General features: G+C 65.0%; 18 protein-coding genes. 9 read left to right on the top strand and 9 right to left on the bottom strand.

Annotation, left to right across the window (positions count from 1 at the left end):
• The first annotated feature begins 9 nt into the window (after positions 1–9).
• A complete protein-coding gene (gene gyrB, locus HG250_RS06195; RefSeq protein WP_170003788.1) occupies positions 10–2,574 on the top strand; it encodes a DNA topoisomerase (ATP-hydrolyzing) subunit B in 2,565 nt (854 codons plus the stop codon).
• A gap of 73 nt (positions 2,575–2,647) precedes the next feature.
• Here the strand turns inward: gyrB and HG250_RS06190 are convergent, their stop codons facing one another.
• Positions 2,648–3,310, bottom strand: a complete 663-nt coding sequence (locus HG250_RS06190; protein WP_170003785.1) for a hypothetical protein — start codon at positions 3,308–3,310, stop codon at positions 2,648–2,650.
• On the opposite strand from HG250_RS06190, the gene HG250_RS06185 reads away from it, so the two are divergent.
• Together HG250_RS06185 and HG250_RS06180 are read left to right on the top strand one after the other, a co-directional pair.
• Positions 3,309–3,485 carry a hypothetical protein gene (locus HG250_RS06185; protein WP_170003783.1) on the top strand — a complete coding sequence of 59 codons (177 nt, stop codon included), beginning with the start codon at positions 3,309–3,311 and terminating at the stop codon, positions 3,483–3,485. The two genes, HG250_RS06190 and HG250_RS06185, sit on opposite strands and share 2 nt — an antisense overlap.
• Positions 3,486–3,600: 115 nt before the next feature.
• Positions 3,601–5,229 carry a bifunctional metallophosphatase/5'-nucleotidase gene (locus HG250_RS06180; protein WP_240956934.1) on the top strand — a complete coding sequence of 543 codons (1,629 nt, stop codon included), beginning with the start codon at positions 3,601–3,603 and terminating at the stop codon, positions 5,227–5,229.
• Between the two features lie 3 nt (positions 5,230–5,232).
• Here HG250_RS06180 and HG250_RS06175 read toward each other — a convergent pair whose 3' ends face one another.
• From HG250_RS06175 to HG250_RS06155, 5 genes are all read right to left on the bottom strand, one after another.
• On the bottom strand, positions 5,233–5,703 hold the full coding sequence (locus HG250_RS06175; protein WP_170003780.1) for a copper resistance protein NlpE N-terminal domain-containing protein: 471 nt from the start codon (positions 5,701–5,703) through the stop codon (positions 5,233–5,235).
• 81 nt (positions 5,704–5,784) lie between these two features.
• On the bottom strand, positions 5,785–6,354 hold the full coding sequence (locus tag HG250_RS06170; protein ID WP_170003777.1) for an HXXEE domain-containing protein: 570 nt from the start codon (positions 6,352–6,354) through the stop codon (positions 5,785–5,787).
• Entirely contained in the window at positions 6,351–7,952 is a 1,602-nt protein-coding gene (locus HG250_RS06165) for a carboxyl transferase domain-containing protein (protein WP_170003774.1), read from the bottom strand. The genes HG250_RS06170 and HG250_RS06165 overlap by 4 nt, the downstream gene beginning before the upstream one ends.
• Complete coding sequence (locus HG250_RS06160) at positions 7,949–8,386, bottom strand: GFA family protein (protein WP_170003771.1); 438 nt, start codon at positions 8,384–8,386, stop codon at positions 7,949–7,951. The genes HG250_RS06165 and HG250_RS06160 overlap by 4 nt, the downstream gene beginning before the upstream one ends.
• The gene (locus HG250_RS06155; protein ID WP_170003767.1) at positions 8,386–9,558 is read right to left on the bottom strand and encodes an isovaleryl-CoA dehydrogenase; all 1,173 of its coding nucleotides are present in this window, start codon (positions 9,556–9,558) and stop codon (positions 8,386–8,388) included. Before HG250_RS06155 ends, HG250_RS06160 begins: the two co-directional genes overlap by 1 nt.
• A 170-nt stretch (positions 9,559–9,728) precedes the next feature.
• Between HG250_RS06155 and HG250_RS06150 the strand changes: the two genes are divergently transcribed.
• From HG250_RS06150 to HG250_RS06140, 3 genes are read left to right on the top strand one after another with little or no spacing between them, the layout of a single operon-like run.
• Complete coding sequence (locus tag HG250_RS06150; RefSeq protein ID WP_170003764.1) at positions 9,729–11,258, top strand: sensor histidine kinase; 1,530 nt, start codon at positions 9,729–9,731, stop codon at positions 11,256–11,258.
• 49 nt (positions 11,259–11,307) lie between these two features.
• Positions 11,308–12,045, top strand: coding sequence for an ATP-binding cassette domain-containing protein (locus HG250_RS06145; RefSeq protein WP_338103871.1), 738 nt, complete (start codon positions 11,308–11,310; stop codon positions 12,043–12,045).
• Complete coding sequence (locus tag HG250_RS06140; protein ID WP_170003762.1) at positions 12,038–13,585, top strand: ABC transporter permease/substrate-binding protein; 1,548 nt, start codon at positions 12,038–12,040, stop codon at positions 13,583–13,585. The genes HG250_RS06145 and HG250_RS06140 overlap by 8 nt, the downstream gene beginning before the upstream one ends.
• Positions 13,586–13,587: 2 nt before the next feature.
• On the opposite strand, the gene HG250_RS06135 is transcribed toward HG250_RS06140, so the two are convergent.
• Positions 13,588–14,670 (bottom strand): class I SAM-dependent methyltransferase, encoded by a 1,083-nt coding sequence (locus HG250_RS06135; RefSeq protein WP_420821312.1) that lies wholly within the window; start codon positions 14,668–14,670, stop codon positions 13,588–13,590.
• Positions 14,671–14,682: 12 nt separating this feature from the next.
• Positions 14,683–15,567, bottom strand: a complete 885-nt coding sequence (gene lgt, locus HG250_RS06130; protein ID WP_170003959.1) for a prolipoprotein diacylglyceryl transferase — start codon at positions 15,565–15,567, stop codon at positions 14,683–14,685.
• Between the two features lie 213 nt (positions 15,568–15,780).
• Between lgt and HG250_RS06125 the strand changes: the two genes are divergently transcribed.
• A complete protein-coding gene (locus HG250_RS06125) occupies positions 15,781–17,475 on the top strand; it encodes a class I adenylate-forming enzyme family protein (protein ID WP_170003957.1) in 1,695 nt (564 codons plus the stop codon).
• A gap of 47 nt (positions 17,476–17,522) precedes the next feature.
• Positions 17,523–20,342, top strand: a complete 2,820-nt coding sequence (locus tag HG250_RS06120; RefSeq protein ID WP_205763549.1) for a [protein-PII] uridylyltransferase — start codon at positions 17,523–17,525, stop codon at positions 20,340–20,342.
• Between the two features lie 19 nt (positions 20,343–20,361).
• On the opposite strand, the gene HG250_RS06115 is transcribed toward HG250_RS06120, so the two are convergent.
• Entirely contained in the window at positions 20,362–21,138 is a 777-nt protein-coding gene (locus HG250_RS06115) for a YggS family pyridoxal phosphate-dependent enzyme (RefSeq protein ID WP_170003759.1), read from the bottom strand.
• On the opposite strand from HG250_RS06115, the gene HG250_RS06110 reads away from it, so the two are divergent.
• The gene (locus HG250_RS06110; protein WP_240956933.1) at positions 21,137–21,760 is read left to right on the top strand and encodes a thiamine phosphate synthase; all 624 of its coding nucleotides are present in this window, start codon (positions 21,137–21,139) and stop codon (positions 21,758–21,760) included. The genes HG250_RS06115 and HG250_RS06110 overlap by 2 nt on opposite strands.
• The last annotated feature ends 14 nt before the right edge of the window (positions 21,761–21,774 follow it).

The raw sequence follows: 21,774 nt of genomic DNA, 5'->3' as shown, positions 1-21,774 counted from the left end.
ATGAAGGGCATGGCCAATAACCCGATCGACGAAACCTCCGAAAACCCGCTCCAGCCGCAGGCACCGGACGCACCGCCCGCCCGCGTGGTGAACCAGAACGGCTATGGCGCCGACTCCATCAAGGTGCTGAAGGGGCTGGACGCCGTCCGCAAGCGGCCGGGCATGTATATCGGCGATACGGATGATGGGTCCGGCCTGCACCACATGGTGTTCGAGGTGTCGGACAATGCCATCGACGAGGCGCTGGCCGGCCATTGCGACCTGGTGCTGATCGAGCTGAACCCGGACGGCAGCGTCTCGGTGGAGGATAATGGCCGCGGCATTCCCGTCGACATGCACAAGGGCGAAGGGGTTTCCGCCGCCGAGGTCATCATGACCCAGCTTCATGCGGGCGGGAAGTTCGAGAATACCAGCGACGACAATGCCTACAAGGTTTCGGGCGGGCTTCACGGCGTGGGCGTGTCCGTCGTCAACGCCCTGTCCGAATGGCTGGAGCTGACCATCTGGCGCGAGGGCAAGGAACACTGGATGCGCTTCGAGCATGGCGACACCGTAGCCCCGCTGGTGGTAAAGGGCGACGCGCCGCCCGCCGACGATGGCGGCAAGCGCAAGGGTACGCGGGTCACCTTCCTGCCCAGCACCGATACGTTCAAGAACGTCACCGAATTCGATTTCGAGAAGCTGGAGCATCGCTACCGCGAACTCGCCTTCCTGAATTCGGGCGTTCACATCAAGCTGCGCGACAAAAGGCACGAGGAACTGGCCGAGCACGATTTGTTCTACGAAGGCGGCATCGCGGCTTTCGTGAAATATCTCGATCGCAACAAGCAGCCGCTGATCCCCGAGCCCATCGCCATTTCTGCGGAGCGCGACGCCATCGGCATCGATGTCGCGCTGGAATGGAACGATTCCTATTATGAAAACGTGCTCTGCTTCACCAACAACATTCCGCAGCGCGACGGCGGCACGCATCTCGCCGCCTTCCGCGCCGCGCTGACCCGTACGCTGAATTCCTACGCCGCGGCTTCGGGCATGATGAAGAAGGAGAAGGTGACGCTGTCGGGCGAGGACATGCGCGAAGGGCTGACCGCCATCGTGTCGGTCAAACTGCCCGATCCGAAGTTCTCCAGCCAGACCAAGGACAAGCTGGTGTCGTCCGAAGTGCGCCAGCCGCTGGAAAGCTTGATGGCCGACAAGATGACCGAATGGCTGGAGGAAAACCCCGCCAATGCGAAGGACATTATCCAGAAGGTCATCGATGCCGCCGCCGCGCGCGAAGCGGCCAAGCGCGCCCGTGAATTGACGCGGCGCAAGGGCGCGATGGATATCGCCAGCCTGCCCGGCAAGCTGGCCGATTGCCAGGAACGCGACCCGGCGAAATCCGAACTGTTCCTGGTGGAAGGCGATTCCGCCGGCGGCAGCGCGAAACAGGGGCGCGACCGCAAGACGCAGGCGATCCTGCCGCTGAAGGGCAAAATCCTGAATGTCGAACGCGCCCGTTTCGACCGGATCATCTCCTCCAAGGAGGTCGGCACGCTGATCCAGGCCATGGGTACGGGCCTTCGCGACGAATTCACGCTGGACAAGCTGCGCTATCACAAGATCGTCATCATGACCGATGCCGATGTCGACGGCGCGCATATCCGCACGCTGCTGCTCACCTTCTTCCACCGGCAGATGCCCGAGATCATCCGTTCAGGCCATCTCTACATCGCCCAGCCGCCGCTGTTCAAGGTCAGCAAGGGCCGCAGCGAAGTCTATCTGAAGGACCAGCCGGCGCTCGACCGCTACCTGGTGGATGCCGGGCTGTCGGGCCGGGTGCTGGAAACCAGCGGCGGCGCGCGCGGCAGCGAGGAATTGCGCGGCCTTGTCGACCATGCGCTGCGGATGCGGAACCTTATCGCTTTCGTTCCGCGCCGCTACGATCCCGCCCTGGTCGAGGCCATGGCGCTGGCTGGCGCGCTGGACCCCGATCTTTCCGACCGTTCGGCGGCGCTGGATGCGGCGGCGGCACGGATGCAGCTTGGCGATCAGGAAGCGGAATGGACGGCGACGATGCGCGGCGACGGTTCGGTGCATTTCGCCCGCATATGGCGCGGCGTGACCGACGTTCACGATATCGAAGCCGCGTTCCTCGGCAGTGCGGAAGCGCGCAAGCTGCACCGCGTGGCCGGCGAGCAGGCCGACGTTTATGAAGGGACCGGACGGTTCGTGAAGGCCGGAACCCATGATGCGGTCAGTCCGGACGGCGAATCTGCCGATGAGACCGATGCCGACAGCCCCGCCTTCACCGATGAAGATGCGATCACCCGCCCGACCGAACTGCTCGATGCGGTGCTCGTCGCCGGGCGCAAGGGGCTGTCCGTGCAGCGCTACAAGGGTCTGGGCGAGATGAACGCCGAGCAATTGTGGGAAACCACGCTTGATCCCGACAACCGGGCCCTGCTGCAGGTCAAGGTAGAGGATGCGGACGTCACCGACGAGATCTTCACCCGGCTGATGGGCGATATCGTCGAACCGCGCCGCGAATTCATCCAGGACAATGCGCTGAACGTCGCCAATCTAGACACCTGATAGTCACAATCGGAAAACGGGAAAAGGGCGGCACCCGGTGACGGTGGCGCCCTCTCCATTGCACGATGATCAATCAGTCGCGCCGCCGGGAATGACCGCCGACGGGCGCGGTGGCGGGCACGTCCGAAGACCGCGTGACCGCAAAGGGGTGATCGTCGTCGTTGCGAACATCCGCGGTAGGCACCATTCCCGCTTCGTTCGATCGCTCCGCGCCGGATTCGGGCGCGACCATATCATCGAACAGCGCTTCGTAATGGCCCATCGCCTGCCTCAGATCCTCCGTCGTGGCATCGCCGTCCCGGGCGATGGTGTGCCCGGCGCGGTAGTGACGTGCGGTATCGCGGTGATCGACCGTCAGATCCTCGTAACGGCGGTCGAAATCGGCCATGGGGAAGCCGCGTTTCGTAAGCACGTCCTTCAACATGCGGTCGGCGCGCAGGACAGCCTCGCGCGGGGCATCGACGAACAGGGCTTTCACCTCCAGCCATTCCTTGCGAAAATGGCCGCGCTCGTCATTGTCCAGCGGGCGGATATTCAGTTCGGCCACGCGTTTCTTGCGGTCTTCCAGATCGCGTTCGGCGGCACTGCGGCCACCGCGACTTTCGAGGGTCCGGTCATATTCGTCGCCGAATTCCTCGCGCAGCGAACCCGTGCGGCGCTGGCGCAGCAGCAGCCAGAGCACGAGCATGCCCACGATGACCAGTAAAGCGATGATCAGCAGGGCTGTCTCATCCATGATTTTTCCTCTCGATCGATATCATTTTCGTCTCGTATTACAGCAGCCAAACGGCTGGTTCATGTGGGTGTTCCGCCATTTTGCGGCGGAACAATGCTTGATGAGAAAGGTTATCGGCGCGTTGTCATGCCAGCGTCATCCCGGCTATCCAGACGGTGATGATGATTACGCCTGACGATTCCCGGCCCGGTCGGAATAATGGAGCGGGGTTCCGCCCCCGTCGCACAGGGACGACGGCCCTTGCGCTGGCGCTGGCCCCTCTTGCAGGCTGTGCATCGCTTCCACCTTCAATGGATAGCGTTCCGGTCACCGTGCGCGTGGTCGGCCTGAACGATTTTCATGGCAATCTGCTGCCGCTCCCCCGCCCCGTCCTGGTGACGGTAAGTGAGGGGGAAACGCGCGAAGTGCAGGCGGGGGGCGCGGCTTACCTCGCCACCGCCATCGCGCAGACGCGGGCACAGTCACCTTATTCGATGGTCGTCGCGGCGGGCGATCTGATCGGAGCCAGTCCGCTGGCCTCCTCCCTGTTCCTCGATGAACCCACCATTGGCGTGATGAACCGCATCGGGCTGGATTTCAACGCGGTCGGCAACCATGAATTCGACCGTGGCTGGCGCGAATTGCTGCGGATTCAGCGGGGCGGCTGCGAACAGACCGGCAACCGCGTGCCCTGCGCCGTTGAAACCCCCTACGAAGGGGCGGGGTTCGATTTCCTAGCGGCCAATGTACTGACGGAGGGCGGCGAGACGCTGCTGCCTGCCACTGGCATCAGAACATTCACGACGCCCCAGGGCGAACTGGCGGTGGGGGTGATCGGCCTTACGCTGAAGACCACGCCGCTTCTCGTAACGCCGAGCGGGGTCGATGGCCTGACCTTAGCCGACGAGGCTGCCACGATCAATGCCCTCGTGCCCCGGCTGGAGGCTGCGGGTGCCGATGCCATCATCGTCGCCATCCACCAGGGTCTCGGCACCACGGCCGGGTACAACGACTTGGGTTGCGGCGGCATCGCGGGGCCGCTCCTCGATATTCTGGAGCAGGTGGATCCGCGGGTAGATGTGGTCCTGTCCGGCCACACGCACAATGCCTATGTCTGCGATTACGGCCTGATCGATGCGGACCGCCCCTTCCTCGTCACCAGTGCGGCTTTCGGCGGTGCGATGCTGACCGACATAGCGCTTGAATTTCGCGGCGGCAGGCTGGTGGCGAAAATGGCCCGGAATGTCGTTATCGCTCACGGCAGCGACACGCAGGCGGGCGAGTTCCCCCGGTTCGCTCCGGATGCCGGGATCGCCGCTTACGTTCAACGCTATGTCGATGCCGCGCGCAAGGCTGCCGAACGGCCCGTCGGGCGTCTGGCCATGGAGGCGGTAAAAGGCGCGGGACTGGGCCGCCTGATCGCCGATGCGCAGCTTGCCGCCACGCGCGGGGCCGGCGCACAGATCGCCCTGATGAACAGCGGCGGCATCCGCGCCCCGCTTGTACCGGATGATGACGGAACGATCACCTTCGGCGACATTTACGCGGTGCAGCCTTTCGGCAATGTCCTGCTGACGAAAAGCCTGACCGGGACGCAATTGCACGAAATTCTCGAACAGCAATTCGCCGGTGCCGAGGATGAACTCCTGTCGCCCTCCGCCGGTTTCGCCTTCACTTACGATACCGGCCGTGCGGCAGGGCAGCGGGTAACTTCCGCGACGCTGGACGGGCAGCCCATCGACCCTGCGGCAGAATATCGCGTGACGATGAACAGCTTCCTCGCCAGCGGGGGCGACGGTTTCGCCACCTTCGCGCAAGGGACGGAAGCGGTGACCGGCCCGCTCGACCTCGATGCGATCGAGGCGTGGTTCGCGCTGCACCAGGTCACGCCCGTACCAACAGTCGATCGTGCGATGGCGATCGGCCAGCGGCGGCCCTGATCCCTACAGGGTGCCGTTCATCGCGGCATCATCGCGCATATAGGCTTGCTCCGCATTCATCGGACCGGTCGTCGGCGTGTTCTCGTCCGCCAGGCGGTAAAGCGCGCCATCGGCGATGGCATAGACCTGCGTTTCGCCATCCTCGCGGATGAGGATGCGGCTGTTGTCGGAATACCAGTTGAAGGTGCCGCGCGTTTCGGTGCCCATTTCGTCCCGCATGACATAGGTGTCATCGTCGCCGAGCGTGATCATGCGCCGGCCCTGCGGCGTGTTCTGCGCATAGGTGCCCCGATAATCCACGGTGCTGCGGGCATTCAGCGGCACTTCGGGATAGGTCACGGGGACTTCCGGCAGTTCCACATTGGCGGGTGAGGGGCCTTCCGCCAGATCGGTTTCGGCAGTGTGGTTGTCGCCGCAGGCGGCAAGCGCAAATGCGAGCGGGGCGGCGATTAGCGCGGTTCTGATGACGTTCATTCAATCTTCTCCGGTTGGGTCGGGGTTGGCAGAGCAACGAATGAAAGCGTGGTTTTGTTTCGCTGCATCCCATGCGGCCGGTCACGCCAGACGCGCGCTGCCGGTGATTTCGCCGATAAGCGCGCCCAGCGCCCAGAAGCCTGTCGCCACCGCCGGCATCAGCAGCAGGCCAGTCGCACTTGCCAGCGCGATCCCGCTACCGGACATCAGCCGTAGGCGGCGGGCTTCGCAGATCAGGAGGATACCGATCGGCAGGGTCGCGGTGCAGGCGGTGACGAGGCCGGGAACATAGCCGCCCGTGACAAACCCCATGGCGATATGCGGAAACAGCGCATTGCCCGCGCTCATCGCCGCGATCATGCAGATGATGAAGCCCCCGCGCCTGCCCGGCTGCGCTCTCAGCAGGATTGCGACCGGCACGGCGGCAAAAGCGATGATGCCCCAGCGAGTGGTTTCTACCGAGGGCAGCGATGCTTGCAGGCCTGAAAGGTCGCGCGTCGCGGCGAGGAAATCCGGCACAAGCGGCAGGGTCCACCATTCCTCCGCATTGTGCAGCATGATGGCCAGCGCCATGGCGCGCACCAGCAGCGTCAGGCGTGCCGATGGCCATGCTGGGCGCCGCGCGTCATCCGCCGCTTCAGCGTGGATCACATCCGGAACACGCCGAAACGCGGCTGTTTCTCTATCGGTGCTTCCAGCGTCGCCGACAGGGCAAGGCCCAGCACGTCGCGGGTCTGCGCCGGGTCGATCACGCCATCGTCCCACAGGCGGGCAGTGGCGTAATAGGGATTGCCCTCGGTCTCGTATTTCTCGCGGATCGGCGCCTTGAACGCTTCCGCTTCCTCTTCCGACCAGCTTTCGGCATCACGATGCACGGTGGCGAGCACGCTGGCCGCCTGCTCGCCGCCCATGACCGAGATGCGCGCATTGGGCCAGGTGAACAGGAAACGCGGGCTGTAGGCGCGCCCCGCCATGCCGTAATTGCCCGCGCCGAAACTGCCGCCGATCACCACGGTGATCTTGGGCACCTGCGCCGTCGCCACCGCCGTCACCAGCTTGGCACCATGCTTGGCGATGCCTTCCGCCTCGTATTTCCCGCCGACCATGAAACCGGAGATGTTCTGCAGGAACAGCAGCGGAATGCCGCGCTGCGCCGCCAGTTCGATGAAATGCGCGCCCTTCTGCGCGCTTTCCGAAAAAAGGACGCCATTATTCGCCAATATGGCCACGGGCATGCCCCAGATATGGGCGAAACCGCAGACCAGCGTCGATCCGTAAAGCGCCTTGAATTCGTGGAAGGCACTGCGATCGACCAGCCGCGCGATCACCTCATGCACGTCATAGGGCGCGCGGACATCCTCGGGGATCAGGGCATAGAGGTCGTCGGCAGCGAATTTCGGTGCCTGCGGGTCTTGCAGCGCCACGTCGGGCGCATGCGGCAGGCCAAGGTGGCTGACGATATCGCGCACGATGGTGAGGGCGTGTTCGTCGTTTTCCGCCAGATGATCGACGACGCCCGATTTCTTCGCATGGAGATCGCCGCCGCCGAGATCCTCCGCGCTGATCTCCTCGCCCGTCGCGGCCTTGACCAGCGGCGGACCGGCCAGGAAGATCGTGCCCTGTTCGCGCACGATGATCGTTTCGTCCGACATGGCGGGCACATAGGCACCGCCCGCCGTGCAGCTGCCCATGACGCAGGCGATCTGCGGAATGCCGAGCGACGACATCTGCGCCTGGTTGTAGAAGATGCGCCCGAAATGGTCGCGGTCGGGAAAGACCTCCGCCTGATGCGGCAGATTGGCGCCGCCGCTATCGACCAGATAGATGCAGGGCAGGCGGTTTTCCTGCGCGATTTCCTGCGCGCGCAGATGCTTCTTCACCGTCATCGGGTAATAGGTGCCGCCCTTCACCGTGGCATCGTTGCACAGGATCATGCACTGGCGGCCCGAAACGCGGCCGATGCCGGCGATGATGCCCGCCCCGGCGATATCGCCGCCATACATGCCGTTGGCCGCAAGCTGCCCGATTTCAAGGAAAGGCGAACCGGGGTCGAGCAGGCGCTCCACCCTCTCCCTCGGCAGCAGCTTGCCGCGCGAGACATGGCGTTCGCGGCTGCCCTCGCTGCCGCCCAGCGCGGTTTCGGCCACGCGTTGGCGCAATTCTTCCGCCAGTTGGCGATTGGTGCGCGCATTGGCCTGCGCAGTGGGGCTGGACGCATCGAGAGTGGAGGTCAGGACAGGGGCGCTCATGCGGCGGGTTCCTCGGCAGGCGATTTGGGCGCATCGTCGATCGTGTCGATCCACGGCCAGCGATCTTTCCAGAAGATGTGTCGGAGATCCTCTGCGCGGGGCAGATCGCGGATCAGACCGCCGCGCAGGCGCAGATTTCCGGGCCGGGACGTGCGGCGGCTATAGACCGCCGCGCCGCAGGTGCCGCAGAAGGCGCGGAACTTGCCGGGAGAACTCTCGAATTCGCGAATGGTATCGCGGGCTTCGAAACTCACCGCATCCTCCTCCACCGGCACGGAAACGTTGAAGGCGGCGCCGGTGCCGCTGCGGCATTGATGGCAATGGCACAGGCGCAGCTTGCGCGGGGTTCCATGCAGGACATACCGCACGCCGCCGCACAGGCACTCGCCCCGAAATGACCGTAATTCGTCTTCATCCTCCACAAATCCGGCCATCACCCCGCCGTCCCGATCAACTCGCGGCCGATAAGCATCCGGCGGATCTCGTTCGTACCCGCGCCGATATCCAGCAGCTTGGCATCGCGCAGATAGCGTTCCACCGGCCAGTCGAGCGTATAGCCCGCCCCGCCCAGCGCCTGCACGCTTTCCGCCGCGACGCGGAAGGCGTTCTCACTCGCCAGCAGGATCACGCCCGCCGCATCGAAGCGCGTGGTCTGGTCCTTGTCGCAGGCCTTCGCCACGGCATAGGTGTAGGCGCGGGCCGATTGCAGCGCGACATACATGTCGGCAACCTTCGCCTGCATCAGCTGGAACGATCCGATGGGTTTTCCGAACTGGGTGCGTTCGCGCATATAGGGGATGACGGTATCGAGGCAGGCCTGCATGATGCCGAGCTGGATGCCCGACAGCACCACGCGCTCGTAATCCAGCCCGCTCATCAACACGCCGACCCCGCCGTTTTCCGGCCCCATCACGTTCTCGTCCGGCACGAAGCAATCGTCGAACACCAGTTCCGCCGTCGGACTGCCTCGCATCCCCATCTTGGCGATTTTCTGACCGATGGAGAACCCTTCCATGTCCTTCTCGATCAGGAAGGTGGTGATGCCCCGGCTGGGCTTGCCGTCCTCGGCTCCGGTCCTGGCATAGACCACCAGCACATCGGCATAGGGCGCATTGGTGATCCAGAACTTGGTGCCGTTCAGGCGGTAGCCGCCATCCACCTTTTCCGCCTTCAGCTTCATCGACACGACGTCGGAGCCTGCGCTCGCCTCGCTCATCGCCAGGCTGCCGACATAGTCGCCGCTGATCAGCTTCGGCAGATATTTCGCCTTCTGTTCTTCATTGGCCCAGCGCGCCACCTGATTGACGCAGAGGTTGGAATGCGCGCCATAGGACAGGCCGACGCTGGCGCTCGCCCGGCTGATTTCCTCCACCGCCACCACATGCTCCAGATATCCCCAGCCCAGCCCGCCATCGGCTTCCGGAACGGTGATGCCGTGCAGGCCGAGTTCGCCCATCTGCGGCCATAATTCGCGGGGGAAGCAGTCTTCCCGGTCGGTCTTCTCGGCGAGCGGAGCGACCTGCTCGTCAGCGAAGCGGGCCACGGTGTCCCGCAGCATTTCGGCATTTTCGCCGAGGTCGAAATCGAAATCGGGGGTGGCGCGCAAGTTCGGTCTCCTCTTCGGCTCATGCGCATAGCGACGCTTGCCGCAAGGCGCAAACCGTCCGCGCCGCTACCGGTCCGTGCCCCGGCGCGGCAGGTGAACCGCAGATTATCCGGCACTATGTCCCTGTTCATATTGGCCTTGTTGCAAATAGCCGCTATGCATGCCGGCAGATGACGCAAACTCCCGATCTACATCCTTGGCCGGAAGGGGTCCCGCCAGCGGCGGCCATGTGCGGCGAGGAGGCGCGTGCGAGCATCATCGCACAATATGGCCTCGATTCGCTGGAAGACGACGAGGAACTGCGACAGATCGTCGGCTTCGCCGCGCGCCTGTGCAATGCGCCCATCGCCCTTGTGTCGCTGGTGGAGAAGGAGCGCCAGCGCTTCCTTGCGCGTGAGGGGCTGTCCGAGACGGAGACGCCCCGCCCTACCTCTTTCTGTGCCCATGCCATGCTGCAGGCCCAGCCCATGGTGGTGCCCGACGCGCGCGAGGACAGCCGCTTCGACGACAATCCGCTCGTCACCGGGCACCCCAACATCCGTTTCTATGCCGGCGCACCGCTGATTTCAGGCGAAGGCGCACCGCTCGGATCCCTGTGCGTCATCGATACGAAGCCGCGCCCCGGAGGGCTGAGCGCATTGCAGACCGAAGGTCTGCGCGTGCTGGCGGCGGCGGTCATGCGCCGGTTGCGGCACCGGCGCGAATCGCTGGTTTCCGCGCAGAATGTCGCCAAGAGCGAAAAGCAGTTGCGCACCCTGATTGACAGCCTGCCGCATATCGCCTTCGCGACCGATGCGGATGGCAGGCTCGATTATCTGAATGCCCGCTTCAACGAAGCAACCGGTGTCGCTCCTCCCGGCACCTGGGACGAATGGCTGAAGCTGGTGCATGAGGATGATCGTGAAGTTCTGGCGAGGAAATGGGCCGCGGCGCTGAAAGATGGTGCGGGGCTGACCCATGAATTCCGCCTGCACATGGCGGATGACAACTGGCGCTGGGTCGAGGTGAACACGCGGCCGACGGAAAATGGCGACGAGGAACCGCGCCGCTGGTTCGGCACCGTGACGGACCGCGACGATCACCATCGCCATCTCCAATCGCGTGAAATGCTCGCGAATGAACTGTCGCACCGCATCAAGAACATCTTCGCCGTCGTTTCCGGCCTGATCGCCATGCGTTCGCGTCGCTACCCCGAAATGAAGGAATTCGCCGACGATCTGAACGGGACCATCCGCGCGCTGGGACGGGCGCATGATTTCGTGCGCCCGGTCGCAGGCGCGAAGGGTGACAGTCTGAGCGGCCTGCTGAAGGAATTGATGGCACCATATTTCGGCGGCGGGGACGACCGTGTGATCCTGTCCGAAGGCGATTGCGCGATCGGGCCGCGATCGGCCACGCCGCTTGCGCTCATCTTCCATGAACTGGCCACCAATTCCGCAAAATACGGGTCTTTGTCGGTCGATGAAGGTAAGGTCCGCATCCACTTCGACTGCGATGGCGACGATGCCGAGATCGTCTGGCGCGAACAGGGCGGGCCCGCGCCGCAGCGCCCCGCCGATGACGGCAGCAATGCAGGGTTCGGCTCGCGCCTGGTGAAGATGGCGGTGGAAGGGCAGTTGAACGGGCGGATGGACCATTTCTGGCACGACGACGGGCTGGAGGTCCGGCTGAACCTTCCGCTGCCCACCATCGCCAATTAACGCTCCGGCAGACACGGCGCACACGCATCCCGCCCTTTCCATCAGGGGCGTGAGAAAGCGATTCGGAGCGATCGCGGCGGTGGACGGGGTTTCTCTCGATCTCGCCACGGGCAGCTTCTGCGCGCTGGTCGGCAAGTCGGGTTCGGGAAAATCCACCCTGCTTAAGATGGTGAACCGCCTGATCGAACCCGATGGCGGAACCATCCTTCTTGGCGGTGACGACATTCTGGACGGCCCCGCACCCGCCCTGCGCCGCCGGATCGGCTATGTCTTCCAGGATGTCGGCCTGTTCCCGCATATGAACGTGGCGGAGAATATCGGTATCGGCGGGCGCGTCGCCGCTCGGACCTTGCCGCGCGAGCGGATTGCCGGACTGCTCGAACTGGTCGAGCTCGATCCCTCTTTCGCCACGCGGATGCCCGATGAACTGTCCGGCGGGCAGCGTCAGCGCATCGGGGTCGCGCGCGCGCTGGCGCAGGAACCGCCGCTGCTGCTGATGGACGAACCCTTCGGCGCGCTGGACCCGGTCACGCGCGACGCCCTTGGCCGCAGCGTCCGCGCCCTGCACGACCGGATCGGTCTGACCAGTCTGATGGTGACGCATGACATGGCCGAGGCGCTGCTGCTGGCGGACCGGGTGCTGGTCATGGACCATGGCCGGATCGTGGCGGATGAAACGCCCGCCGCGCTCGTCGCCGGCGCGGGCGGCGAAGAAGCGCAGCAATTGGTGGCGGTGCCCCGCGCGCAGGCACGGGCAATGGCCGGGCTGGAACGCGGCGATGGGTGAGATCGCCGCCGTCCTTCTGACACTCGGCCCCAAGCTGGCGCAGCATGTGCTGCTGGCGGGGTCCGCACTGGCGCTCGGCATCATCGTTGCTCTGCCGCTCGCCGTCTGGGCCAGCCGCTCCGCCAGCGTGGCGCGGGTCGCGCTCACCTTCGCCAGCCTCGTGCAGACCATCCCCGCACTGGCGCTGCTGGCGCTGTTCTTTCCCTTGCTGCTGAGCCTGCGGGCGGTGTTCGGCGATGGCCTTCCGACGCTGGGCTTCCTGCCGGCCCTGCTGGCGCTCGCCCTCTATGCCCTGCTGCCGATCCTGCGTAATGCGGTCACGGCCCGCGAACACATGGCGGCAGGCGTGCTGGAGGCAGCCGATGGCGTGGGCATGACGGCGGCGCAGAAGCTGCGCTGGGTCGAGGCCCCGCTGGCCGCGCCCTACATCATGGCCGGCATCCGCACCGCCGCCGTCTGGACCATCGGGGCGGCCACCCTGTCGACCACCGTTGGCCAGCCCAGCCTGGGCGATCCGATCTTCGCCGGATTGCAGACGCAGAACTGGGCGCTGGTGCTGGCAGGCTGCATCGCCAGCGCGGGCCTCGCCATCCTCGCCGATATCCTGCTCGGCACGGTCGAACGGGGGTTCCGCTCGAATGATGAGAGGCGCAGCCGCTGGATGGTACGCGCCGGTCTGGCGCTGCTGGCGCTGGGTCTTGCCGCCGCGTTCTTTTCGACGCGCGAGCGCAGCGACGAAGGTGCGCTGGTGATCGGCGCGAAGAACTTCTCGGAACAATTCGTCCTCGCCCGGCTGATCGGGCAGCGGCTGGAGGATGCGGGCTATGCCGTGCGTTACCGCGAAGGACTTGGCTCCGCCGTGATTCACCGGGCACTGGCATCGGGCAATATCGACATCGCCGTGGATTACACGGGCACGATCTGGACCAATGAATTGCGGCGCGAGGACATGGTAGCGCGCGATGCGATGTTCGCCGCGATCCGCGACTGGGAGAAGCGAGAGACGGGTATCGAGGTCGTTGGCAGGCTCGGTTTCGAAAACGCCTACGCCTTCGCCATGCGGCGCGATGCGGCAGAACGGCTCGGCATCGAAACGCTGAGCGATCTCGCCCGCGTCGCCCCGCGCCTGACGATCGGCGGGGATATCGAATTTTTCGAACGTCCTGAATGGCAGTCGGTACGGGCAGCCTATGATCTGGACTTTGCCCGTCAGCGCAGTTTCCAGGCGACCTTCATGTATGATGCGCTCGCCGCGGGCGAGGCGGATGTCATCTCCGCTTATACTTCGGACGGGCGGATCGCGGCCGACGATCTGGTGGTGCTGGAAGACCCGCGCGGGGCGCTGCCGTCCTATGACGCGATCCTGATGCTGGCCCCGGGCCGCTCCGCTGACGAGAACCTGCTGCGAATGCTGCGCCCGCTGCTGGGGCAGATCGATGTTGCCGCCATGCGGCGCGCCAATCACGCGGTGGACCGGGCGGAGGACAAGCGCAGCCCGGCGGAAGCGGCCCGGATGCTGGCGGATGAAACGCTGCGCTGAACCTATCCGGGCGGGCCGAAGCCGGCACCGTCGGGCCAGTCCGGCGCGGAAAGGCCCATTACCTTGAACAATCGCCCCATCTGGTCATCCGCAATCAGCCGGTCGCGCTGCGCTTCCAGTTCAGCCTTGCAATGCGGTGCCCCGGCGGCCAGTCTTTCAGTCCGCATTTGAATGCCCATGGCGCGCAGGAAATCGCCCTGCGTTGTGATCCCCGATACGCGGACACCGCGGCTGCGGGCGATATCGGCCAACGTCGCAAAATCGACATGCGCGGTCAGATCGGCCTCGCCCGGTGCGGCGAAGGGGCTGATCTTGCGGTGCGCGCGGACCGCCTGCAGGGTCGAACCGGACTGCATTTCGGCATGGCCGTAATCCACGATCAGCGCAGCCCCGCCCTGGTTTGCGAGCCGCCCCGCGATCTCGTGCATCATCGCCGCCGCGCCCGGATTGGTTTCGATGATCGTGCCCTCGGGCGCCTCGCGCCAGGCGGCAGGCACGGCGGCCTCCATCGGCTGTCCGCCGGCGACGAAGGTGAAGCGGTCTTCATCCAGCCCGACCAGCCTTTCGCGCCAGCCCTGCGCCGCCCGCACCAGCTGCCGCACCGGCAATGCATCGAAAAATTCGTTCGCGACCAGCAGCATCGGCGCGTCCATCGGGACGGTGGACAGATCGTCATGCCACTGCGCGGCCGGCACCGCTTCGGCCTGAATGGCTTTCAGCGCGCGGCTCGTCTCGACGAAATGCACCTGCGGATCGAGGCCGTGATGCCGCGCGGCGCGCAGGGCATCGCGCGTCAGGGTTCCCCGGCCGGGGCCGAGTTCGACATAATGCACAGACCCGCCGCGTCCCGCCCGCGCGCGGATATCCGCCAGCCACAGCCCGATCAATTCGCCGAACATCTGGCTGATTTCAGGCGCGGTGACGAAATCGCCTGCGCTGCCGAGCGGGTTCTTCGCCGCATAATAGCGCGCGTTGCTCTCGCCCATGAACTGCGACAGCGACATAGGCCCGCTATCGCGGATCAACCGGCGGAAAATCGTTCCCAGAAGGCGGGGTGCCTCCACCGGTTCACCTTGCGCGCTCACGCCTGAAACCCGTCAGGCCGGGGCGGTTTCCGCGCCCGCGCGGTAGGTCGCCCCGCTCGCCAGCGGCGGGCGCAGCAGCGCGCGCACCATGAAGAACAGGCCGAGCAGGATCAGCGGGATCGTCAGCCACTGCCCCATGCTGAGGCCCGTCCGATAAGCGAATTCGGCCAGCTGCGCGTCCGGTTCGCGGTAGAATTCCACCGTGAAGCGGGCCAGCGCGATGCCGAAGGTAAACACGCCCACCAGCAGGCCGGGCCGGTAACGGGCGCGGGTGCGCCAGAACAGGTAGAGCAGCACCGCGATCAGCAGCGCGCCTTCCAGGGCCGCTTCGTAAAGCTGGCTGGGATGGCGGCCCAGCGGACCCGCACCTGGAAACACCATGGCCCAGGGCACATCGGTGGTGCGGCCCCACAATTCGCCATTGATGAAATTCGCCAGGCGGCCGAACATCATGCCGAAGGGCACGTTCACCGCGATGTAATCCGCCACCCGCAGGAAGCGCAGCCCGCCCTTGTGGCAGACCCAGGCGATCGCCAGCAATACGCCCGCCACCCCGCCGTGGAAGCTCATCCCGCCGGTCCACAGCTTGAAGATGTCGAGACTGGTCCAGAGCGAGGGTTCGTAGAAGGTGGCATAGCCGATCCGCCCGCCGAGGATGATGCCGAGCGTGCAATAGAAGAACAGATCTTCCGCATGGCGCTGCGCCATCGGCGCACCGGGTGCCTTCACCATCTTCGTCAGGTGCCAGTAGCCGAGCGCGATACCGGCAAGATAGGCAAGCGAGTAATAGCGCAGCGTGAAAACGCCGAGATCGATGCCGGGCCGCAGACCCAGTTGCGACCAGACGATCGGTCCGGCGTCGGCCTGCGCCGCGATGGCAGCGGTTACTAGTGACAGCACGTGTTGCACCCCTTAAACAATCTGCATGGGCACAAGGCCTGTTCGCATGTTCGTGTGGCGTGCTATTGCCATAGCGGCACCGCGCTTGAAACCCCATCTGCGCGGTATGGCCATACGGAATACCAGGGGCGAAACGATACCGGCCGGGTTCGACCCATGCGCGAATTCGCAAAAGCGAATCGCACCGGCCCGGACAAGGAGATGGATTGCATGCCAAGCGCGCTGGACAATACGCTGAACCAGATCATGGACGGGCTGACCGCCCCCGGTCAGCTGTTCGAAACGACGGATGTCGAACACAAGGGCGTCACCATGCCCGCCTTCGTCAACGCACCGCCCAGCCTGGCCCATTATTTCGCCCATTTCTGCAACGAGCACAAGGACACGCTTTTCCTGGTCGACGGGGAAACGCGGCTGACCTTCGGGGATACCTATGCCGCCGCGCGTTCGGTGGCCGCTGCCCTCGTCGCGGATCATGGCGTGGCCAAGGGCGACCGGGTGGGCATCGCCGCGCGCAATTCCGCCAACTGGATCATCGCCTATATGGGCGCGGTCATGGCAGGCGGCGCCGCCACGCTGGTGAACGGGTTCTGGACGGGCGAGGAAATGGCCGGCGGCATCCGCCTCGCCGAATGCAAGCTGGTGCTGGCCGATGCGCAGCGCGCCGCCCGGCTGGAAGGGGCGGATCACGGGGCGACCGTCGTCACCTTCTCGCATGGCGGACCGGCCTCGGAAGGGCTGGCATCCGTCTGGAAGACGGAAGCGGATACGGTCACCCTGCCCGACCTCGCGCCCGACGATCTCGCCACCATTCTCTACACGTCGGGTTCGACCGGACAGTCGAAGGGCGCCTATTCGAACCATCGCAGCGTCGTCCACGGCATCTTCAGCTATGTCGCGCAGTCGGTGATGAGCCTCGGCTATCTGACCCAGAAGGGCGAAGCGCCGACTTCCCAGCCATCTGCGCTGGTTGCGGTGCCGTTGTTCCACGTCACGGGTGAGATACCGCTGTTCCTGCAAAGCTTCGCCATCGGGCGCAAGCTGGTGCTGATGCCGAAGTGGGACGCGAAGGAGGCGATGCGCCTGATGGAAGCGGAAGGCGTGACCTATTTCGTCGGCGTCCCGCTGATGAGCTACGAAATGGCCACCCATCCCGACCACGGGAACTATGATCTGTCCGCATGCAAGAGCTTCGCCGCCGGCGGTGCGCCGCGCCCGGTCGATCATGTCAACGAGATCAAGGACGCCTTCCCCGAAAGCTTCCCGCTGCTGGGTTACGGGCTGACGGAAACCAACGGTGTGGGCTGCGGCAATTTCAACGAGAATTACCTCGCCAAGCCCGGCAGCACCGGCACGCCAAGCCGTCCGCTGGTCGATCTCGCCATTCTGGACGATGCCGGAACCAGCCTGCCGCAGGGACAGGTGGGCGAGATCTCGATCCGCTCCATCGCCAATTTTGAAGGCTATTGGCAGAACGAGGAAGCGACCCGCGCCGCGTTCACGGACGACCGTTACTTCCGCACCGGCGATCTCGGCTATCTGGACGAAGACGGCTATGTGTTCATCGTCGACCGCAAGAAGGACATCATCATCCGCGGCGGCGAGAACATCGCCTGCATCGAGGTGGAAGAAGCGATCTACGGCCATCCGGACATCGCGGAATGCAGCGTCTTCGGCCTGCCTGACCACCGGTATGGCGAGGTACCGGCCGCCGTCTATCACGTGAAGGACGGCCGCAGTCTGGCGCCCGACGATCTGTGCGAATATCTCGAGGCGCGGATCGCCCCTTTCAAGATTCCGCAGCACCTGTGGCAGTCGGAAAGCGCGCTGCCGCGCCTCGGCACGCAGAAGATCGACAAGCGCGCCGTCAAGGCCGCCTATCAGGGGCGCGTTTCAGCCGTTTGACCGCAACCGACGCCTCGAAGGACGCGGAACGCTCCCCCAGCCCGAACCTGCCCCCGCGAACGGCTATCGTCGATCAGCGCGCCGTCATCGACCGGCGCGCGATCGCCGGGCAATTTGCGGAACTGGTGACTGCGGCAAGGGACGGGGCGAGCAGAGACGGGGTCTGTAAAGGCGAGGCCGGAGAGGCTGCACGGCCGCAGGTTCTGGCTCTCCTCAAACAGGCGCTGGAGGATGGCCGCAAAGAACTGGCGCGCCGGCTGGTGGAACGGCCATCCGCCGGACATGAAAATGCCGCCGGTCATGCCTTCCTCATGGATCAGCTGCTGCGGCTGGTGCATGATTTCGTCACGCGCGACCTGCTGGCCGATCTGTCGCGCTCGCCGGACGACGTTCTGACGATCATCGCCGTCGGGGGATACGGACGGGCGGAAATGTCGCCGCGATCCGACCTCGACATCGCCTTCATCACGGGCGGAAAACGCTCGGAATGGTGCGGAAAAGCCGTCGAGGCGATCCTCTATCTGCTGTGGGATCTCGGCCTGAAAGTCGGCCAGTCGAGCCGCACGGTGAGCGAGACGATCGAGATGGCGAAAGCGGATCTGACCATTCGCACCGCCCTGCTGGAAGGGCGCTATGTCTGGGGCGACAAGGCGCTCTATGCAGAAGTGTCGCGGCGCTTCTGGGCCGAGGTCGCGGCCGGGACGGCCCGCCAGTTCGTGACCGAGAAGCTGGAGGAGCGCAACCGCCGCCACCAGCGCATGGGCGACAGCCGCTATGTCGTCGAACCCAATGTGAAGGACGGCAAGGGCGGCCTGCGCGACCTGCAGACGCTGTACTGGATCGGCAAGTTCATCCACCGGGTGCGCGGCGCCGCGGAACTGGTGGACAAGGGCCTGTTCACCCCGGCGGAATATCGCAGCTTCCGAAAGGCGGAAAGCTTCCTGCTGTCGGTACGTGCCCATCTGCACACGATCACCGGCCGCGCGGAGGACCGGCTGACCTTCGATCTGCAGCGCCAGGTGGCGAGCGCGATGAATTTCGCCGACCGCACGGGCAAGAGCAGCGTCGAACGTTTCATGCAGTTCTATTTCCTGCAGGCGAAGAGAGTGGGGTCGCTGACTCGCGTGTTCCTCGCCCATATTGACGAGGAATTCGCGCAGAAACGGGTGCGCCGCGGGCTGCTGGCAGGCTTCAGGGCCAAGCCGCGCATCGTGAAGGGATACCGCATATTCGGCGGCACCATCGCCGCCCCGTCCGACGACTGGTTCCGGAAAGATCCCGTGCGCCTGATCGAGATTTTCCGCATGGCCGAGGAAATGGGGTTGGAGATCCACCCTTCGGCGATGCGGCAGGCCGATCGCGATTCCGGTCTGATCCAGGCGGAGGTGCGCGAAGACCCCCGCGCCAATGCCCTGTTCCTGCAATTGCTGGCGGGACGGCGCGACCCTGAAACCGCCTTGCGCTGGATGAACGAAGCCGGCGTTTTCGGGCGCTTCGTGCCCGATTTCGGCCGGGTCAACGCCCAGATGCAATTCGACATGTACCATCATTATACGGTGGACGAACATACGATCCGCGCCATCGGCCTGGTCTCGAAAATAGAACGCGGGCTGCTGGCCGACGATCACCCCCGCGCCACCCGGCTCATCCACAAGGTCCGCAGCCGCCGGGCGCAATATGTCGCCGTGCTGCTGCACGACATCGCCAAGGGCCGCGGCGGCGATCATTCCGAACTCGGTGCCGAAATAGCCCTCGATCTGTGCCCCCGCTTCGGACTTGACGATGGCGAGACGCAGCTGGTCGCCTGGCTGGTCCGCCAGCACCTGCTGATGAGCGCGACCGCCTTCAAGCGCGATCTGACCGACCCCAAGACCATCGAGGATTTCGTCGGCCGGGTGCAGAGCATCGAACGCCTGCGTCACCTGGCCATCCTGACCGCCGTCGATATCCGCGCCGTCGGTCCCGGAGTCTGGAACAGCTGGAAGGGGCAGCTCCTGGGCGAATTGTTCGACACGGCGCATGAACGCCTGCGGCTGGGGCACATGCGCCACGGCCGCAGCCAGCGCGTCGCGGCAAAGAAGGAGGCCGTTCACGCCGCGCTGAAGGATAATGCCGCCTTGATGGACAGGCATGGCGGATTGTTCGACGATGCCTACTGGATCGCGGAGCCGGACGACATCGCCGCCATGAATATCGTGCAATATGACGCGGCCCGGCGGATGGATCAGGAACTGTCGATCAACACTCAATATTGTTCCGACCGCGGGGCGACGATGGTCAGCGTCATCGCTTCGGATCATCCCGGCCTGTTCTACCGCATCGCCGGCGGCATCCACCTGGCCGGTGCCAGCATCATCGATGCGCGCATCCACACCACGCGCAATGGCTGGGCCGTCGATAATTTCATCGTGCAGGATCCGCATGGCGCAGCCTTCAACGATCCCGGCCAGCTAAAGCGAATCGAGGAATCGATCACCGACGCGCTGGCGGGGCGGATCGCGCTGGTGCCCCGGCTGGCGCAAAGGCCGCTGCCCCACAGCCGGGCCAAGGCCTTCGATGTCGAACCGCAGGTGGTGTTCGACAACAAGGCATCCAACCGTTTCACGGTGATCGAGGTGCATGCCCGCGACCGTTCCGCCTTGCTGAACCGCGTGGCGCGCACCCTGTTCGAAAACCGGCTGGTGGTGCGTTCGGCGCATATCACCAATTTCGGCGAACGCGCGGCCGATACATTCTACGTCACCGACCTCACCGGCAATCGCATCGTGGCGAAAGATCGGCTGGGCAAGCTTGAGCGCGAGTTGCTGGCCGCCGTGAGCGACGAGCGCCAGGCGGAACTGGAGCAGGCAGAACTGGAACAGGCCTGACCCGGCTTTTCGCCGCAGGTCAGCCCTGTGCTTGAAGCTCCCGTGGCGAACGATCCTGTGGCGAACGGGTGCCGAACAGAGCGCTGCCGACCCGTACATGCGTCGCGCCCAGTTTCACCGCCGTTTCAAAATCGCCGCTCATGCCCATGCTCAGGCCCCTGCTCTGGGCCATGCCCTCGCCGGAATCCAGACCGTTGTCGCGCGCCAGCTTGTCGAGGAGTGCGAAGAACGGGGCCGGTTCGATCCCCTGCGGCGGCACGCACATCAGACCCGCCAACGGGATCTCGGCCGACCGCACCCTGCTCAAGAAAGCCGGGAGTTCGGGGATCGGGCAGCCGCCTTTCTGCGGTTCGTCACCGATATCGACCTGCACGAAACAGGGCACCTGCCGGCCCTGTTTATCAAAAGACCTGGCCAGGGCCTTCAGCAGACTGTCGCGATCCAGCGAATGGATGCAGTCGAACAGCGCCGCGGCATCTTCCGCCTTGTTCGACTGCAACTGCCCAACCAGATGCAGTTCCACTCCATCGAATTGCTCGCGCAGGGCCGGCCATTTCGCCTGCGCTTCCTGCACCCGGTTTTCGCCGAAGACGCGGTGACCGGCGGCAAGCAGCGGCTGGATGGCCGCCGCTTCGTGAGTCTTGCTGATCGCGACCAGCGTGATGTCCTCCGCTGCGCGCCCGGCGATGCGGGCGGCGCGCATTATGCGGGTTTGGACATTCTCCAGCCGGGTGACTGCGTCGGGGCCGGTATTGGGGCCGGTGTGGGGACCGGTATCGGGGGCTGCATGATCCATGGACCCAGCCTATAACGCCTCGATGCCGCCGCGCCAGACCCCGCTCCCGATCCGCTGGCTGATCAGCGATGCGCGCAACGATGCCGTGCTGGAGGATGCCCTGCGCGCTTTGCCTGCGGGGTCGGGTTTCGTTTTCAGGCATTACCATTGCACTGCGGACGCGCGGCGCAAGCGTTTCGACCTCCTGCTGACGCTGGCGAAACAGCAGGGCCATCTGATGATCCTGTCCGGCGATGGCAGGATGGCGCGGCTGTGGGGTGCAGATGGCATCTATGCCTCGCCCGGCGCACTGATCGGCACTTCTGCTGAATGCGAAAGTCTTCTTCGCCTGGCGACGGTTCACGATGCCGCCGAGATGCGGGCCGCCAACGCGCTTTGCGCCGACGCTGCCTTCGTCTCGCCCGTGTATGAAACCCGGTCCCATGCCGGTGCGGCGGTCCTGGGCAGGGCGGGGTTCGAGCGTCTGGCCGAACAGGCTGCAATGCCGGTGATCGCATTGGGCGGGATGAATTGCGAACGTGCGGCGGAACTCGGCTGCACCCGCTGGGCTGCCGTGGACGGGGCGTTCGGTTGGGCGGGATCGCAGCTGGCCGACAAGCGCGGAATGCCCGAGGATTCTTGACGGCGGGGCGGGTC

The sequence above is a fragment of the Pseudopontixanthobacter vadosimaris genome, assembly GCF_012979275.1.
GTDB classification, from domain to species: Bacteria; Pseudomonadota; Alphaproteobacteria; order Sphingomonadales; family Sphingomonadaceae; genus Pseudopontixanthobacter; species Pseudopontixanthobacter vadosimaris.
The sequence above is the reverse complement of the archived record's forward strand: the minus strand, read 5'-3'. Positions and strand labels throughout refer to the sequence as shown.

Coding starts and splice junctions, on each gene's coding strand:
- HG250_RS06110 (WP_240956933.1), top strand. CDS start 21,137: ATGGACCCAGCCTATAACGCCTCGATGCCGCCGCGCCAGACCCCGCTC.
- HG250_RS06125 (WP_170003957.1), top strand. CDS start 15,781: ATGCCAAGCGCGCTGGACAATACGCTGAACCAGATCATGGACGGGCTG.
- gyrB (WP_170003788.1), top strand. CDS start 10: ATGGCCAATAACCCGATCGACGAAACCTCCGAAAACCCGCTCCAGCCG.
- HG250_RS06115 (WP_170003759.1), bottom strand. CDS start 21,138: ATGGATCATGCAGCCCCCGATACCGGTCCCCACACCGGCCCCAATACC.
- HG250_RS06175 (WP_170003780.1), bottom strand. CDS start 5,703: ATGAACGTCATCAGAACCGCGCTAATCGCCGCCCCGCTCGCATTTGCG.
- HG250_RS06180 (WP_240956934.1), top strand. CDS start 3,601: ATGGATAGCGTTCCGGTCACCGTGCGCGTGGTCGGCCTGAACGATTTT.
- HG250_RS06160 (WP_170003771.1), bottom strand. CDS start 8,386: ATGGCCGGATTTGTGGAGGATGAAGACGAATTACGGTCATTTCGGGGC.
- HG250_RS06190 (WP_170003785.1), bottom strand. CDS start 3,310: ATGGATGAGACAGCCCTGCTGATCATCGCTTTACTGGTCATCGTGGGC.
- HG250_RS06140 (WP_170003762.1), top strand. CDS start 12,038: ATGGGTGAGATCGCCGCCGTCCTTCTGACACTCGGCCCCAAGCTGGCG.
- HG250_RS06150 (WP_170003764.1), top strand. CDS start 9,729: ATGACGCAAACTCCCGATCTACATCCTTGGCCGGAAGGGGTCCCGCCA.
- HG250_RS06165 (WP_170003774.1), bottom strand. CDS start 7,952: ATGAGCGCCCCTGTCCTGACCTCCACTCTCGATGCGTCCAGCCCCACT.
- HG250_RS06185 (WP_170003783.1), top strand. CDS start 3,309: ATGATTTTTCCTCTCGATCGATATCATTTTCGTCTCGTATTACAGCAG.